The organism is Clostridium sp. AM54-37XD, assembly GCF_003478225.1.
Classification (GTDB): domain Bacteria; phylum Bacillota; class Clostridia; order Lachnospirales; family Lachnospiraceae; genus Coprococcus; species Coprococcus ammoniilyticus.
Genome location: NZ_QUEV01000012.1, coordinates 25,817 through 40,598, shown reverse-complemented (window position 1 = coordinate 40,598; position 14,782 = coordinate 25,817). Strand labels below are relative to the sequence as shown.

Below are 14,782 nucleotides of genomic sequence, written 5' to 3'. Positions count from 1 at the left end.
GATCATCAGTGGCCTTTGTTGACAGAAGGGTTTTGGAGGTTTATTAGAAATATGAGCGAAAAAGCGGTACATAACAGCGTGCTGACTTTAAAAGAGCTTGCAAAGAAATGGGCAGTCCGTGTAGGGGCTGATTCGGTTGAAAAGATCAATGAGATCGTAGAAGCAGGGAAAGGCACGGAATTGATCCTTGTATGTGAAGCCATGCAGCAGAATGCGATCTATGATATAGCCAGAAGTATCCGCAGAGAGAAAAAAAGGATTGTGATGATCGCAGGACCAAGCTCTGCCGGAAAGACGACATTTTCACACCGGCTTAGTATACAGCTTTGTGCACTTGGACTGCATCCGCATCCGATTGCAGTTGATAATTATTTTATCAATCGGGAAGATAATCCAAAGGATGAAAATGGAAATTATAATTTCGAATGTCTGGAAGCTTTGGATGTAGAATTACTGAATCATGATATGAATCAGTTGTTATGCGGACAGACAGTTGAACTGCCGGAATTTGATTTTATGAATGGCAGAAGACTGTACAAAGGGGATAATTTGCGTATAGGGACTCAGGATGTTTTGATTCTGGAGGGAATCCATTCACTGAATCCCAAAATGTCATATGCACTTTCAGATGAGGATAAATATAAAATCTATATCAGTCCATTGAATCAGCTTATGATTGGATCAGAGGATAAGATTTCTACGCTGGACAGCCGGCTGATCCGCCGGATCGTCCGGGATAACCGAACCCGTGGCCATGACATAGAACGAACTCTTTCAATGTGGCAATCCGTCAGACAGGGAGAGGAACAGTATATATTCCCATATGAAGACAATGCGGATGTGATGTTTAATTCCGGATTGTTGTATGAATATTCTGTGCTGAAAAAACATATTGAACCACTGTTGATGGCAGTAGAAGAAACGTCTCCATATTATTCAGATGTCCTTCGGTTAAAAGAGCTGACTGATCGGTTTCTTCCATTGGAAGAAACTGTCGTACCACTAAACTCTATCTTACGCGAGTTTATCGGTGGAGGCTGTTTTAAAGTCTGAGGATGATTCTCACTTTGTATAAGTTAATGAACAGATAAATGGGCTGGCTATATATGTATGAAACAGACCTTTTTCTACGTCGGTACTTAGCGAGCCGCTTGAAAAGCGGAGAGTTTAGAACCGTTACGTAGAAAATAGAACGCGAGTGTTCTGTGAAATACATATATAGCCAGCCCATTTATCGTTGCTTAATATAAAAGCTGGACGATAAGCCGGGTTATGTCGAGAGTGATCATCTATCTAGGCTTTATGTTGCCATAAAGCTCAAGCGACCTACCTGAGACTTGACGGGCAGCCATTTGTCTCACAGCCGAAGCTGCTTTTTTGGTCTTGCTTCGAGTGGGGTTTACAGAGCCTGTTCTGTTACCAGAAGCAGCGGTGAGCTCTTACCTCGCCTTTCCACCCTTACCATATATATGGCGGTTTATTTCTGTTGCACTAGCCTGGGAGTTTCCTCCACCGGACGTTATCCGGCACCCTGCCCTGTGAAGCCCGGACTTTCCTCACCTGTCATATGACAGCCGCGATCACTTGTCCAGCTCATTACTTTTATAGCAGAATAGGGACGAAAAGTAAAGGGGAAAATATAGAAACAGAAACATGGTTTTTAAAACTACTTCTCATGGTATAAAAAATGGTTGAAGTGAATGGAGATGGGTGTTATAATCTCTCTATAGAAGCCTGATAATAAGTATTATCAAAGATTTGATATAAGAGGGTGAATAATATGGAGAATAATTATCTGTTAAATAAAGATTATATCAGAATAAAAAACATGAATACGATCAGCTATGGTGGTAATCAGTCATGGTGCAAGAGCAAGAAGATGCAGAAGGTAGGATGCGGAGTGATCGCACTGGCGGATATATCCATCTATCTTGCAGAACAGAATCCCGGACTTATGACAGATGCAATCCGCAAGATCAACAAGCCGAAGGGACTTTATAACAAAAATGATTACCTTGAATATGTGAAATGGTTCTATAAGCATTATGTATTTTTCCTGTGGTATAAAGGAATGACAGGCGTGACGATAATGAATACATTGAACCGTTATTTTATGCTGAATGATATTGGACTTCGTGCCAGATGGAGACTGTTTTTATCTGATGAGGAAATGATGAAACAGATCAGGCATTTGATCCGTAAAAATAAGCCGGTTGTATTATCAATTGGTCCGAATATACCAAATGTATTTGGAAATAAAGGAATCCATATGTATGTGGAAAAGGATGGGCGGATGCTTGCTTCCATGAAGAAAAATGTTCACAGCCATTTTGTTGTTGTGACAGGAGTAGAGGAAATAGCAGGTCATGAATACCTGATCGTTTCTTCATGGGGTAAGAAATACTACATCAGCTACGAAGAGTACCGTGATTATGTAAAACATTCCGGCGGAAGAATTACAAGCAGCATCCTGTACATCAAAGGAATGATCTAATACGGAAATGTCCTTCTGTAGTTTGTGCGGATATTGTTATTTATTACAAAACATATACAAGGGGTTCTGCCCCGGATACAGACAACCACTATAATATGACTCGCTGCGGTTTCGATTCGCTGCACATGCCTGATTCGTAAATGCTTCTGCGCTAACTCGCCTTTGGCTCGAACAAGCGCTCGCATTTACTGGCAATGTGCATCTTATTTCGAAATCCTCGCTTATGTCATATTATAGTGGTTGTCTGTATCCGGGGCAGAACCCCTTCTGTATGTTTATAAGGAATAACAATATCAGCGCAAAGTTAAATTAAAAAATTTTCTGTATTAATGCCTGTAACTCGGTTTCTGTCAGTTCGCGGAATTCGCCGGGAGCGAGGGCTTCGTCCAATGCCAGACTACCCATGGACAGGCGTTTTAAGTAGGTGACTTTCATGCCGAGGGCTTCAAAGGAGCGTTTGACCTGATGGTAACGTCCTTCGGTGATCGTCAGAAGAATTTCAGAGGTGCTGGTATCAGGATTGGTGCTTTTTATGACCAGAGTGCCCGGCTTGGTTGGCTTATCATCTCCGATATCCAGACCTGCCTTGAATGCTTTGATATGTTCTTCTGTTACCAGCCCGTCGATACGGGCAAAATATGTTTTTGCTACATGCTTGGATGGGGATAAGAGATTGTGGGACAGTTCTCCATCATCTGTGATGAGCAGCAGCCCTTCTGTATCAATATCCAGTCTGCCGACAGGAAACAGATTTTTTACAGAAACAGAACCTTTTAACAGATCCAGAATGGTTGTGTGCAGATTGTCATTGGTTGCGCTGACACAGCCTGCCGGTTTGTTCAGCATGTAATAGTGGTGCTTTTGATAGCCAATAACCGTTCCGTTGTAAGAAATCTGGTCTGTATTTTCATCAATCTTCTGTTCAGGAGATTTGCAGACCGTTCCATTTATTGATATCATTCCCTTTTTAATATATTGTTTTACCTGGGATCTGGAGCCGATGTCCTGATTTGCCAGAAATTTATCAATTCGCATAGCTGTTACCTGCCTTTTGTTCATTTGTTGAGTCTAAAACCATGCCTGCTGGCTGACGATTTTTCACCATTATAGCATGGATTTTTCGTTGCTGTGGAATAAATTCAGTAAATTTCAGAATATGGCTGGTATTGTGCGAAAATGTTATAATAAATCTGTAATTATGACGGAAATGTTAAGTGTGTGATTACAAAGTAATATTACAGCAGATTATATAAAATAAACAAAAAAATCCTTTGTTTATTCACAAAAAATTAATACATTTTACTATAAAAAGTTGATGTGGGGGACATATGCGTATTGACATGAAATCAAAATTAGAGTATTATTTTTAACAGAAATGTAACATTTTGTCATGGTTTTTAATAAATAGGTACGAAAAGATGAGAATTAACAGAAAAAATAATCGTTTTTCCCATATGAGAAGAGGTTTATTCAGTTATAGATATATGAAACGTAATCTGCTTGTAGCAGCAACTACGGTCGTTACGGTAGCAGGAATCGGACTTGTTGTTAAGTATGGGGAGGCGTTGGATCACAACCCTGCTTACCTGAACAGTCAGACCATTCAGACTGTTGAAGTGGAGACAACCAGTGAAGAGACTGCTTCTGTCGATACGACTGCACATCAGAACAATAGTACAACCAAGAAGGCAGCACAGAAGAAGACAGTAGTAGCAAAAGCAGAAGAGAAGTCCGAATTTGATGGTAAATTTATCGCCAAGATTGACGATACATTAAATATCCGTAAGGAAGCATCGACGGATTCTGATATTGTTGGAAAGCTGTTTGATGGTAATGTAGGTGATGTTCTGGAAACAGATGGTGACTGGGTGAAAATTTCCTCCGGTGATGTAACGGGATATGTAAACAGGGATTATATTCTGACCGGTAAGGATGCAGAGACATATGCGGCAGATTATAAGAAAGTGCTTGGAACAGTAACGGATGATACCGTCCGTGTACGTGCAGAGAAGTCAACAGATTCTGATATTCTTGAGCTGGTAGCAAAGGATACGGTTCTTCCTGTAGAGGAACAGGATAAGAACTGGGTTCAGGTAACACTGGCAAATGATGTTACCGGGTACATAGCAGCAGATTATATCACAGTTGCAGAGTCTTATGAGTACGCAATGACAATCGATGATTATACAGCAATGGTTGATGCAGAGACACAGAAAACAATAGAAGTTGCATCTGCAGAAGAAGAGGTTGCATCTGAAGAAGCATCAGAACCTGAGGTTATGTCAGTAGATGAGCCGACAACGGACGATACGACAGAAACACCGACGACAGAAGAGGTGACCACAGAGGCTCCGACAACGGAAGAACCTGTTACAGAAGCACCAACAACAGAGGAAGCGACGACAGAAGCATCTTCTGTAGATCCATCTCAGTATGATGATGCTTATCTGCTTGCCTGTCTGGTCAGCATGGAAGCTGGATATGAGCCATACGAAGGTCAGCTTGCAGTTGCAAATGTGGTTCTGAATCGTGTAAAGAGTGGTAGCTGGGGCAATTCAATCTCATCTGTAATTTATGCACCAAATCAGTTTCCGATGGCAACCGGAAGTGTGATGCAGGGATATCTGCAGAACGGACCGCTGTCTACTGCACAGCAGGCTGCAGATGATGCATTAGCAGGAAATAATAATATTGGATCTTTTATGAGTTTCTTGAATGTGAATTATATTGATACGGATTCCTTATCCGATTATACGGTTATTGGAAATCATTGTTTTTATTAATAAGTGAATGGATGTAAGAGATATGTTGAGGCAGATGAATGTAAAAGATAATTATAACGATGCTCAGACAACTCAGAAGAACAGAAGGTACATGCATGGTATGATGTACCTTCTGTTGTTTCTGTTTTGTCTGGGCTTTTATATTGTAAATATGATAATAAACGGACAGTATCCATTTGGAAGCCACAGCTTTCTGTATCAGGATGCATATGATCAGTATACAGGAATGCTGCAGACCTTTCTGGAATGGCTGCATTCCGGAGATAAAAGTACCTTTTTGTGGGATCATGGTCTGGGAATGGACATGCTTTTAAATATGTTTTATTACTGTATGAGCCCGTTTAATATCATAGCAGTAATATGCGGATCCGGACATGTGGAGCTGGCAATGGTTATTATGATCGTTGTCAAAGCTTCTCTGCTTGCTCCTTCGGGACTGTATTTTTTCAGACGTACAGAGTTGAAACGGTATGCAGATGAAGAAACTGGTCGTGGCTGGCAGACAGCAGTTGAAATTGTTTTGTCTCTGTCGTATGCACTGTGCGGATTTGTGCTGGTATATGAGCACAATGTAATCTGGCTGGATGGTCTGATCCTTGTACCGTTTCTTGCGATCGCAGTAGAACGGATGGCTGCCGGTAAGGGAAAGATTGCTTATACAGTGCTGCTTGCGGTTGGATTTATCGTGAATTTTTATTTTGCCTTTTATCTGTGCCTGTTTATCGTGCTGTATTTCCTGTTACAGGACTGGAAAACTCTTCGTGAATTTGGCAGGGGGATTCTCCGGTTTCTGATCTGGTCCGTTATCGCAGGGATGATCGCAGGTGTGGTACTGGTTCCTGCTTTTTATGCAGTGTTGCATTTGTCCGGGGCAGGAAGTATGGATGATAAGCTGCCGTGGTATCAGCTTGGTAATATCGGTAATTTTATCAATTCATTTTACCCGTTGAATAAGGTGACGACAGGCAATCTGTTTAATCATAATAATTATTGCGGCACACTGATTGTATTGCTGGTGATCCTGTTGTTCTTTATGAAGAAGATAGAATGGACCTGGAAGCTCCGGTATCTGACAGTTCTGATATTTCTTGCATTTGCAATGAATCAGGCAGGACTGAATTATGTGCTTCATGGATTCGCAGTCACACACGGTATGGGAAATCGTTTTGCATTTATCTGGACATTTTTGCTGCTTGGGGCAGCCTATGTATGTCTGTTGAATATAAAGAAGATCTGGATGTGGCAGGCAGGAGTAGCATTTGGAAGCTGCCTTGTATTGTTTCTGCTGGAGCTGTTCTTCAATCGCGATGAAACAAATCCAAATTCCTATGTAGCGGTACTCATATTTATCGTTGCTTATTTTGGTTTGTTTGTCTTTGCACTCCGGAAAAGCATCAAATGGAAGACCTTTTATATATGGGTGGTCAGCCTTTGGATCATAGAGCTGGTGTTAAATGGCAGCTATGTACTGAGTGCAAAGGGAAATAACAGAAGTCTTACAGATGATATAAAACAGACATCCAGGGAAACAGCATATGCAGAATGTGATCTGGAAGCCGGAGAACGTAAGGCGGCATTGTATTCCTATGATAATCTGCAGTTATCAAATACAAACTGCTATTCCTCCATGGCAAATGGTTCTGCATTGATTCCTTTGCTAGTCTTGGATTATCACATTATCAGAATATAGAGTATACCTACAGAAGAACGACTCCGGTTACAGCACTGATGTATAATGTCCGGTATATTATGACAAATGAATTAGGAGCAGCAGGTGGATATCATATGGTGGCAGCACCGGATGGAACATATGGATATCTGTATGAGGCGGATGCTCTTGCAGGGATGGGCTTCCTTCTGGATGAGGACATTCTGAACTGGAGTGGAGAGAAGAGTGCAGCCGAAAATCAGAATGAACTGGTAATGCTTGGAATGGATCAGCCGGAACTGGAAGATCTGTTTGAGAAGAAGACTCTTACAGATGATATGATCTCATTTACCGGTCTGGATGCAGCAAAGCAGGGCGATGGTGTCTATGCTTATACAGCTCAGGCGGATATTGCAACCTCCATGATAGTTTCCTATAAAGCAGAACAGGCAGAGGATCTGTATGTAGAGTGTTCGGACACAAGACTGCAGGGTGTTGATGTTTATGTGAATGATCAGCAGGTTGTGAGTTCGGTTTATCCGGAATCAGCAGGCATGATACATATTGGAAATGTAAATGCCGGAGATGAGGTTAAGCTGCGGTTTGCTACGGCTGCTGTTAGGAATGAGTCGGGCATAAAGACAGTTGCCTTGTATGCGATAAATGAGGAAACGGTTCAGGCATTTAAAGAGTATGTGTTAAAGAATACAATGGAATTTGATGGGTATGACGGCAATTGCTTAAATGGGCATATAACAGCGGACAAGGCTGGAATCCTGTATTTGGCGGTTCCGTACAATGAAGGCTTTACGGCTGCTGTAGATGGGAAAAAGGTAGCTCCTGTAAAGATTGGAACCGGCTTGATGGGCGTTCCGGTAGAAGCAGGGGAACATGTGATTACACTGACCTATCATACACCATATCTGATGGCGGGTATATGTCTGTCTGCGATTGGAATATTAATATTGGCAGGATATTTGATTATCCGTCGAAAAAAATCATCCGATAAATAATGGACATAAATTATTTGTTTATAAAATGCAGATTTTGAAAACAGATTATAATAAATTCTTATAATAAAAACAGGCAACCTGAGTGCGGTCGCGCAGGTCAAGCTTCATAAGGATATTACTGAGATAATTGCGGACGGTTCCTTCCGAGAGGAAGAGCTGCTCTGCAATTTCTTTGTTATTCAGACCATCGGCAATCAGCCGGATCAGTTCAAATTCTTTTTCTGTCAGATTGTAGGACGGATAATCAAAACGATCTTCAGCCTGTAACAGGGTAGGGATCTTGTTCATGATCTCATTTCCAAAAACAGTTTGTCCGTTGTGTACGGCGGTGATCGCAGATGCAACGGTCTCAAAATCCTGTTTTAAGATGTAACCCTTTGCGCCGGTCCGGATGGCTTTGATGATATAGTCATCATCGGCGAAGGTAGTAAGTAACAGAATCTTTGCGTCAGGGTGTCCGGTGATGATCTCTTTCGATGCGGTCAGACCATCCATGCCCTCCATACGGATATCCATTAACAGAACATCGGGGATGTAAGTATCGTACAGGGAGATGGCGTCGTGACCATTTGCTCCGGTCGCAAGTACGGTAATATCTGAGTAGGATTCTAAGATGATCTTTAATGATGCGCTGACAAATGCATCATCATCAACAATTATAATATTCATGCAGTTCTATCTCCTTTTTGTGTATGCTTTGGAATACTGACAAACAGGCGGAATCCGGAATTGGTTGTGATCTGTAAAGTACCGGATAAGGATTGGACTCGTTCCCGGATGTTGGTAAGTCCGATACCAGGGGTGTCTGTAAGGTGAATGTCTGTTCCATTGTCATGAATCGTCAACTGATAGAACCCCGGATGTTCCCGGATCAGAATCGAGAGCTGATCGCCGTTACTGTGCTTTACAGCATTTGTGATCGCTTCTTTGGCAATACTGATAAGACAGTACTTGATATCCTTTGGAACAATGTTGCTCATATCATATTCAAATGAAGTATGAAAGCCTGTTATATCATTTAACATATCCTGAATGGCAGCTTCCATATCAATGGATTCATCGTGAAGGTCGTGGACACTTGATCGTATACTGTTCATGGCAGTATCCAGCGTAGTGCGGAGATCAGAAAGCGGATTTGTAAGGATTGGTTCTTTGTTGATCGTCTGGATTGCACCTACCTGAAGAATGGATCTGGTGAGCATGTGACCGACATTATCATGGATTTCTCTGGCGATACGATTTCTCTCTTTCAGGGTTGCAGTATAGATCCTGTTATCCTGTTCCTTCCGGATCATACGGATTCGTTCTTTTGCCAGAAGTTCATTTGTCTCTGATGTATCTGTAAGGTGCTTCATCTGTTGATGAAGGGTGGCAAGCTCTGTGGTCAGATATCCGTATAACATGCTGCACAGGCAGAGAACACATATTAAAAGAAGTGTTTCTACAGAAAATTTTGTTGTAGCCAGAATGATAGCAAGGATCCCGATGGGAGCAGTATAACAGACCGGCCGTCTGCTCAGATAGAAGCAGAAAAGCGGAAGAAATACAACAAGTTCAGGAATCATACAGCACAGAATAAATATGCCTGCATGGATCAGAGTCAGAGATGCAGGTGAGAGTCTGTCAGCAATCAGCATCGTGCCAAAGGCTAGAATGATCGTAAGCAGGATATATATTACGCTGTGTGTGGATATCGAAAAAGTGTGAATACACATAATACAGCATATTGCAAATATAAGCAGTCGTGTCAGAATTTGCTTCATAACTTCCCCTTGTATATGGACCGGTCACGCGAGGGTCAGGTAATTGCGTGAACCGGATCGGATTCATAAGTGACGATATTAGTATACCTGTTGAAAAATACAGCGTCAATTGACTACAGTTGAAAAACTCCGGATTTTAAAAGAATGTGACAAATGTCATATTATGGATGTGAAGATTGGCACTGAACAGAATTGTCCTGGTATGGTAGAATGACAGCATAACATAGAAAACATGCGATGGGTTTCAGGTGCGATGCCGGAAGAAACGATAGCATCCGAATAGAAAATGAATGAGGAGACAGTTATGGAATATGCGATTGAAGTAAAAGATCTGGTGAAACGATATAAAGATTTTGTGGCATTATCACACTTTGATCTGGAGGTAAAAGAGGGCGAGATCTTCGGTCTGCTTGGACCGAATGGATCGGGCAAGACGACGACGATCAATTGTATCTTGTCGCTGCTTACATATGATCAGGGCGATGTCCGGGTATTTGGTAAGAAGATGACATCGACGAGCTACGATCTGAAACGGGAGATTGGTGTTGTAATGCAGAATGTGGCTGTATTTGACGAAATGACGGTATATGAGAATATTGATTATTTCTGTGGACTGTATATCAGGGATAAAAAGATGAGAAAACAGTATGTAGAGGATGCGATCGCATTTGTCGAGCTTCAGGACTATAAGAAGTTCCTGCCGAAAAAGCTGTCAGGAGGACTTCTCAGACGATTAAATATTGCGTGTGGAATCGCACACAAACCGAAGCTGATCTTTTTTGATGAACCGACGGTGGCGGTAGACCCACAGAGTCGGAACAAGATCTTAGAGGGAATTGTGGAGCTTAATAAGAAGGGTGCAACGATCATCTACACTTCTCATTATATGGAAGAGGTAGAACAGATCTGTAGCCGTATATTGATCATGGATAAAGGCCAAAAGGTCGCTCTTGGCACGAAGGAAGAACTGAAAAAAATGATAAAGAAGACGGAGAGTATCTTCATAGAAGCTCCGGCACTGACAGATGAACAACTGCTGGAGCTGAGACAGCTTCCGCATGTGTATGACAGTTCATACCAGGATGGAATGTTGAAACTGATCTACTCCGGTGGAAATCACAATCTGATCCGGGTTATGGAATATATGAAGGAGCATGCGGTATTATTTGGAAAAGTATATACCGAGCTTCCGAGTCTGAACGATGTGTTCCTTGAGATCACCGGAAAGACGCTTCGGGATTAGGAGGGGTGGATATGTTTTGGCATAATTTTAAATATGCAGGTAAAATGCTGATAAAAGGAAAAGATACACTGTTCTGGACGATATTGTTTCCGATTGCATTATTCACATTCATGTACATGGCATTTGGAAATATCATGGAAAAGGATGAAATGTTTAAAGATATCCCGGTTGCGGTTGTGAGGGATGGCGAGAACGATACAGCACTTATGATGGTGCTGTCTACGCTCTCCATGGACGGCGAAGATAAACGGATCGACATGGAGGTGCTCAACGAGAAAGAAGCGCTTCAAAAGTTAAATGATGAAGAAGTGACCGGTGTGATCTATACATCGGATGCGAGCCTGACAGTGAGGCAGAGTGACATCAAGGAGTCGATACTGGAATCAATCCTGAATCAGTATAAGCAGATGGAACAGATGTATCTGAATCTGATGCAGAAGGATCCGGAGGCTGCATCGGAGATCATTCAGAAGGCAGTGCAGAGTGATGCGGTATATTATGAAGAGATTTCTACATCGGACGGATGCCAGAATGAGTATTATAATTATTTCTATGCAGTGCTTGCTATGAGCTGTCTGTTTTCTTCTTTTGCCGGAATCACAAGAATGCACAAGCTGCAGGCAAATGAAAGTGCGCTTGGAATGCGTCGTTGTCTGTCACCGAATCCTAAACTTGTGACTGTTCTGGCGGAGTATCTAGCATTACTGCTGGTTCAGTTTGCCGCGGAGGTTATCACTGTGATCTATATGCGGCTGTTCGGTGTACAGTTTGGTACGAAATATCCGGCTATTTTACTGGTGCTTTTTATTGCATGTAATATCGGTATTGCCGGGGGAATGCTGCTTGGTTCCTGGTCAAAATGCTCATATGGAGGAAAGATTGGAATTGCGGTAGCGGCCAGCCTGACGTTCTCTTTTATGGCGGATCTGATGGTTCATGGAATTAAAAACAGTATTGAAGATAAACTTCCGATTCTGAACCGGATCAATCCGGCAGTGTTGGTAACGGACTGCCTTTATGCACTCAATGTATACGATAATTACGATCGTTATTTCAGAAATATCCTGATCTTAACCGGTATGGCTGTCTGTCTGCTTGGAGCGAGTATTCTGGTCTTAAGGAGGAACAAATATGCAAGTGTTTAAATCCTATTTTAAAATCTTAAATAAGAAAAAAGGCTCAATGCTGATGTATATTGGGATCTTTGCAGGCATTATATTTGGATTTATATTGCCAAATTCCGGTAAAACAGAAGATGAATATAAAAGCATGAAGTGTAAATTCGCCTGGTTTGATTATGACCAGACGGCAGAAAGTGAAGAACTGTTTTCGTATCTGGATCATGCACATAAACATGCTGAATTAAAAACAGATACAACGGAAGCGATGCAGGACAGTCTGTTTAACCGGAATACAGACTGTATCGTCCGCATTAAAAAGGGTTATGCGGATCATCTGGATAAGGAAGATCTGTCCGATTATATCGAGATCGTTGCAATTCCGAACCGGAGCAAGGTGGAACTGTTTGAATCGGGCGTGAATAAATACATCTCTTATCTGAATGCATATTTTGCAGCCGGATATGACCGGGCGGAGGCAGCAGCTCAGGTAAATGAACTGTTTCAGATCAGAACGAACGTAACAATGACAAGCGAAGACCATGGCGGAAAACATAGTACGAGATATACATTTTTCAGTTATCTGGGATGGATATTTGTGGTCATGATGATCGAAGGTGTAAGTCCGGTATTGATCGTATATGACAAAAAAGAATTAAGAGAACGGATCGCAAGCTCGGCATATAAATATTCCAATATGACAAAAGAAATCCTTCTTGGAACGATCGTAACAGGATTTCTTGGATGTGCTGTATTTGCGGTTGGAGGATGCTTTGTATTCAGAAAAGAAATGTTTACGGCAGCAGGACTTGGGAATCTGCTAAATATGGTCTGCTACATGTTTGTAGCCATGGCACTTGCCTTTCTTGCAAGTAAGATTGCCCGAAACGAGGAAGGTTTCAGTATGATCGGCAATATAGTGTCCCTTGGTATGGCGTTCCTGTCCGGCATCTTTGTTCCGGTGGAATTCCTTGGAGCAGGGGTCATTAAGCTGGCACATTTTCTTCCGGCTTACTGGTATGTCAAAGTTGTTGATCTTCTGGACTATGAGGCAAAGATACCATCGGAAGCATTCGTATATATGGGAATCGAGGTGCTCTTTGCAGCCGCCATCATCACGATCGCAATCGTGATCGATCGTACCAGAAACCACCGTCTGGTGGCGTGAAAATATCTAAAAAATGGAAGCGGTATTCCTGTTGTGAAGGAAACATATCTGGAAATCGATATATAAAACAAAATGGGAAATAGCATTACTATTATGAAGCAAGCCTTTTTTAACGCCGGTTCTTAGCGAGTCGCCATGGGCGAGGAGCTTAGCACCGTTGCATTGAAATAGAGTGCAAACGACTTGCGGAATAATATGTAATGCATCTTCCATTTTTATTTAATCATTTAGGATATAACCTTGCGTAATACCTTGTGTGTGGTGTGATGTTGCACGGTAGTTTATCATTTATGGAATTTTTCGTCCTAAAAATTATTTGTCGTTGTTCTTGTTCTTCTCGTTCATCATTGCGCGGACTTTCATGGACAGGCCGAACAGGTTGATGAATCCGGTTGCATCCTTATGGTCATACAGCTCACCGGTAGTGAAGCTTGCAAGACTCTCAGAATACAGAGAATATGGAGAAGTTGTTCCGGCTTTGATGATATTTCCCTTGTACAGTCTCATCTTAACCTGACCGGTAACTGTCTCCTGTGTCTTTTCAACAAATGCCTGAAGTGATTCACGAAGAGGGCAGAACCACTTTCCTTCGTATACAAGATCGGCAAACTTGGTTGCTACGAGCTTCTTGTATGCAAGTGTTTCACGATCCAGAGTCAGCTCCTCTAACTGCTTGTGAGCTTCCATCAGAATTGTTCCGCCGGGAGTCTCATAAACACCACGGGACTTCATGCCGACAACACGGTTCTCAACGATATCGATAATACCGATACCATGCTTTCCGCCTAAACGATTTAATTCACGAATGATATCAGAAACTTTCATCTTTGTACCGTTAATAGCAGTTGGGATACCCTTTTCAAAATCAAGTGTCAGATATTCATCCTCATCCGGTGCCTTTTCAGGGGTAACACCGAGAACCAGAAGATCATCGTAGTTTGGTTCGTTTGCAGGATTCTCCAGTTCCAGACCTTCATGGCTGATGTGCCAGATATTACGGTCACGGCTGTAAGAATGAGCAGCATCAAATGGAAGATTAATACCATGTGCCTGACAGTATGCGATCTCCGCATCCCGGGAATCCAGCTTCCATTCCGGCTGTCTCCATACAGCGATAACCTTGATGTCAGGAGCAAGAGCCTTAATTGAAAGCTCAAATCTTAACTGATCATTTCCTTTTCCTGTTGCACCATGACAGATCGCAACAGCACCTTCCTTACGTGCAACCTCAACTAATTTCTTAGCGATCAGAGGTCTTGCAAAAGAAGTACCAAGTAAATATTTATTCTCATATACAGCATCTGCCTGAACGGTTGGCATGATGTATTCATCACACAATTCATCAACAACATCCAGAATGTATAACTTGGAAGCTCCTGAATATTTTGCTCTTTCGTCCAGCCCTTCCAGTTCACTTTCCTGTCCTACATCGATGCAGGCGCAGATAACATCGTAATCATAAGTTTCTTTTAACCAAGGGATGATAGCTGTTGTATCAAGACCACCTGAGTATGCAAGAACAACTTTGTCTTTTGCCATTTCTAAATCCTCC

The 14,782-nt window shown here is 42.0% G+C and carries 12 protein-coding genes and 1 other RNA gene; 8 read left to right on the top strand and 5 right to left on the bottom strand.

The genetic code is table 11. The features are described 5' to 3' along the window. Positions 1–51: 51 nt before the first annotated feature. Positions 52–1,053: a nucleoside kinase gene (locus tag DXA07_RS11040; RefSeq protein WP_118484642.1), complete on the top strand. Its 1,002-nt coding sequence runs from the start codon at positions 52–54 to the stop codon at positions 1,051–1,053. 192 nt (positions 1,054–1,245) lie between these two features. On the opposite strand, the gene rnpB is transcribed toward DXA07_RS11040, so the two are convergent. Further along, positions 1,246–1,596: RNase P RNA component class A (gene rnpB / locus DXA07_RS11035), an RNA gene on the bottom strand. Positions 1,597–1,780: 184 nt separating this feature from the next. On the opposite strand from rnpB, the gene DXA07_RS11030 reads away from it, so the two are divergent. Next, entirely contained in the window at positions 1,781–2,494 is a 714-nt protein-coding gene (locus DXA07_RS11030) for a hypothetical protein (protein ID WP_021943496.1), read from the top strand. Between the two features lie 309 nt (positions 2,495–2,803). Here the strand turns inward: DXA07_RS11030 and DXA07_RS11025 are convergent, their stop codons facing one another. Next, a complete protein-coding gene (locus DXA07_RS11025) occupies positions 2,804–3,529 on the bottom strand; it encodes a pseudouridine synthase (RefSeq protein WP_117808762.1) in 726 nt (241 codons plus the stop codon). Between the two features lie 383 nt (positions 3,530–3,912). On the opposite strand from DXA07_RS11025, the gene DXA07_RS11020 reads away from it, so the two are divergent. From DXA07_RS11020 to DXA07_RS13780, 3 genes are read left to right on the top strand one after another with little or no spacing between them, the layout of a single operon-like run. Beyond that, positions 3,913–5,277 (top strand): cell wall hydrolase, encoded by a 1,365-nt coding sequence (locus DXA07_RS11020; protein WP_118484640.1) that lies wholly within the window; start codon positions 3,913–3,915, stop codon positions 5,275–5,277. 22 nt (positions 5,278–5,299) lie between these two features. Beyond that, positions 5,300–6,967, top strand: coding sequence for a YfhO family protein (locus tag DXA07_RS13785; RefSeq protein ID WP_182427541.1), 1,668 nt, complete (start codon positions 5,300–5,302; stop codon positions 6,965–6,967). After that, positions 6,880–7,938 carry a YfhO family protein gene (locus DXA07_RS13780; RefSeq protein ID WP_118484637.1) on the top strand — a complete coding sequence of 353 codons (1,059 nt, stop codon included), beginning with the start codon at positions 6,880–6,882 and terminating at the stop codon, positions 7,936–7,938. Before DXA07_RS13785 ends, DXA07_RS13780 begins: the two co-directional genes overlap by 88 nt. Positions 7,939–7,983: 45 nt before the next feature. Here DXA07_RS13780 and DXA07_RS11005 read toward each other — a convergent pair whose 3' ends face one another. Beyond that, entirely contained in the window at positions 7,984–8,607 is a 624-nt protein-coding gene (locus tag DXA07_RS11005; RefSeq protein WP_117808759.1) for a response regulator transcription factor, read from the bottom strand. Further along, on the bottom strand, positions 8,604–9,701 hold the full coding sequence (locus DXA07_RS11000) for a histidine kinase (protein WP_118484635.1): 1,098 nt from the start codon (positions 9,699–9,701) through the stop codon (positions 8,604–8,606). The genes DXA07_RS11005 and DXA07_RS11000 overlap by 4 nt, the downstream gene beginning before the upstream one ends. A gap of 304 nt (positions 9,702–10,005) precedes the next feature. Between DXA07_RS11000 and DXA07_RS10995 the strand changes: the two genes are divergently transcribed. The 3 genes from DXA07_RS10995 to DXA07_RS10985 are packed head-to-tail and all read left to right on the top strand — an operon-like array spanning position 10,006 to position 13,230. Then, positions 10,006–10,944: an ABC transporter ATP-binding protein gene (locus DXA07_RS10995; RefSeq protein ID WP_226801119.1), complete on the top strand. Its 939-nt coding sequence runs from the start codon at positions 10,006–10,008 to the stop codon at positions 10,942–10,944. Positions 10,945–10,955: 11 nt separating this feature from the next. Further along, positions 10,956–12,089, top strand: coding sequence for an ABC transporter permease (locus tag DXA07_RS10990; RefSeq protein WP_118484633.1), 1,134 nt, complete (start codon positions 10,956–10,958; stop codon positions 12,087–12,089). Then, positions 12,076–13,230: an ABC transporter permease gene (locus DXA07_RS10985; protein WP_118484631.1), complete on the top strand. Its 1,155-nt coding sequence runs from the start codon at positions 12,076–12,078 to the stop codon at positions 13,228–13,230. Before DXA07_RS10990 ends, DXA07_RS10985 begins: the two co-directional genes overlap by 14 nt. Positions 13,231–13,542: 312 nt before the next feature. Here DXA07_RS10985 and DXA07_RS10980 read toward each other — a convergent pair whose 3' ends face one another. Beyond that, positions 13,543–14,769 (bottom strand): argininosuccinate synthase, encoded by a 1,227-nt coding sequence (locus tag DXA07_RS10980; protein WP_021944730.1) that lies wholly within the window; start codon positions 14,767–14,769, stop codon positions 13,543–13,545. Positions 14,770–14,782: the final 13 nt, after the last annotated feature.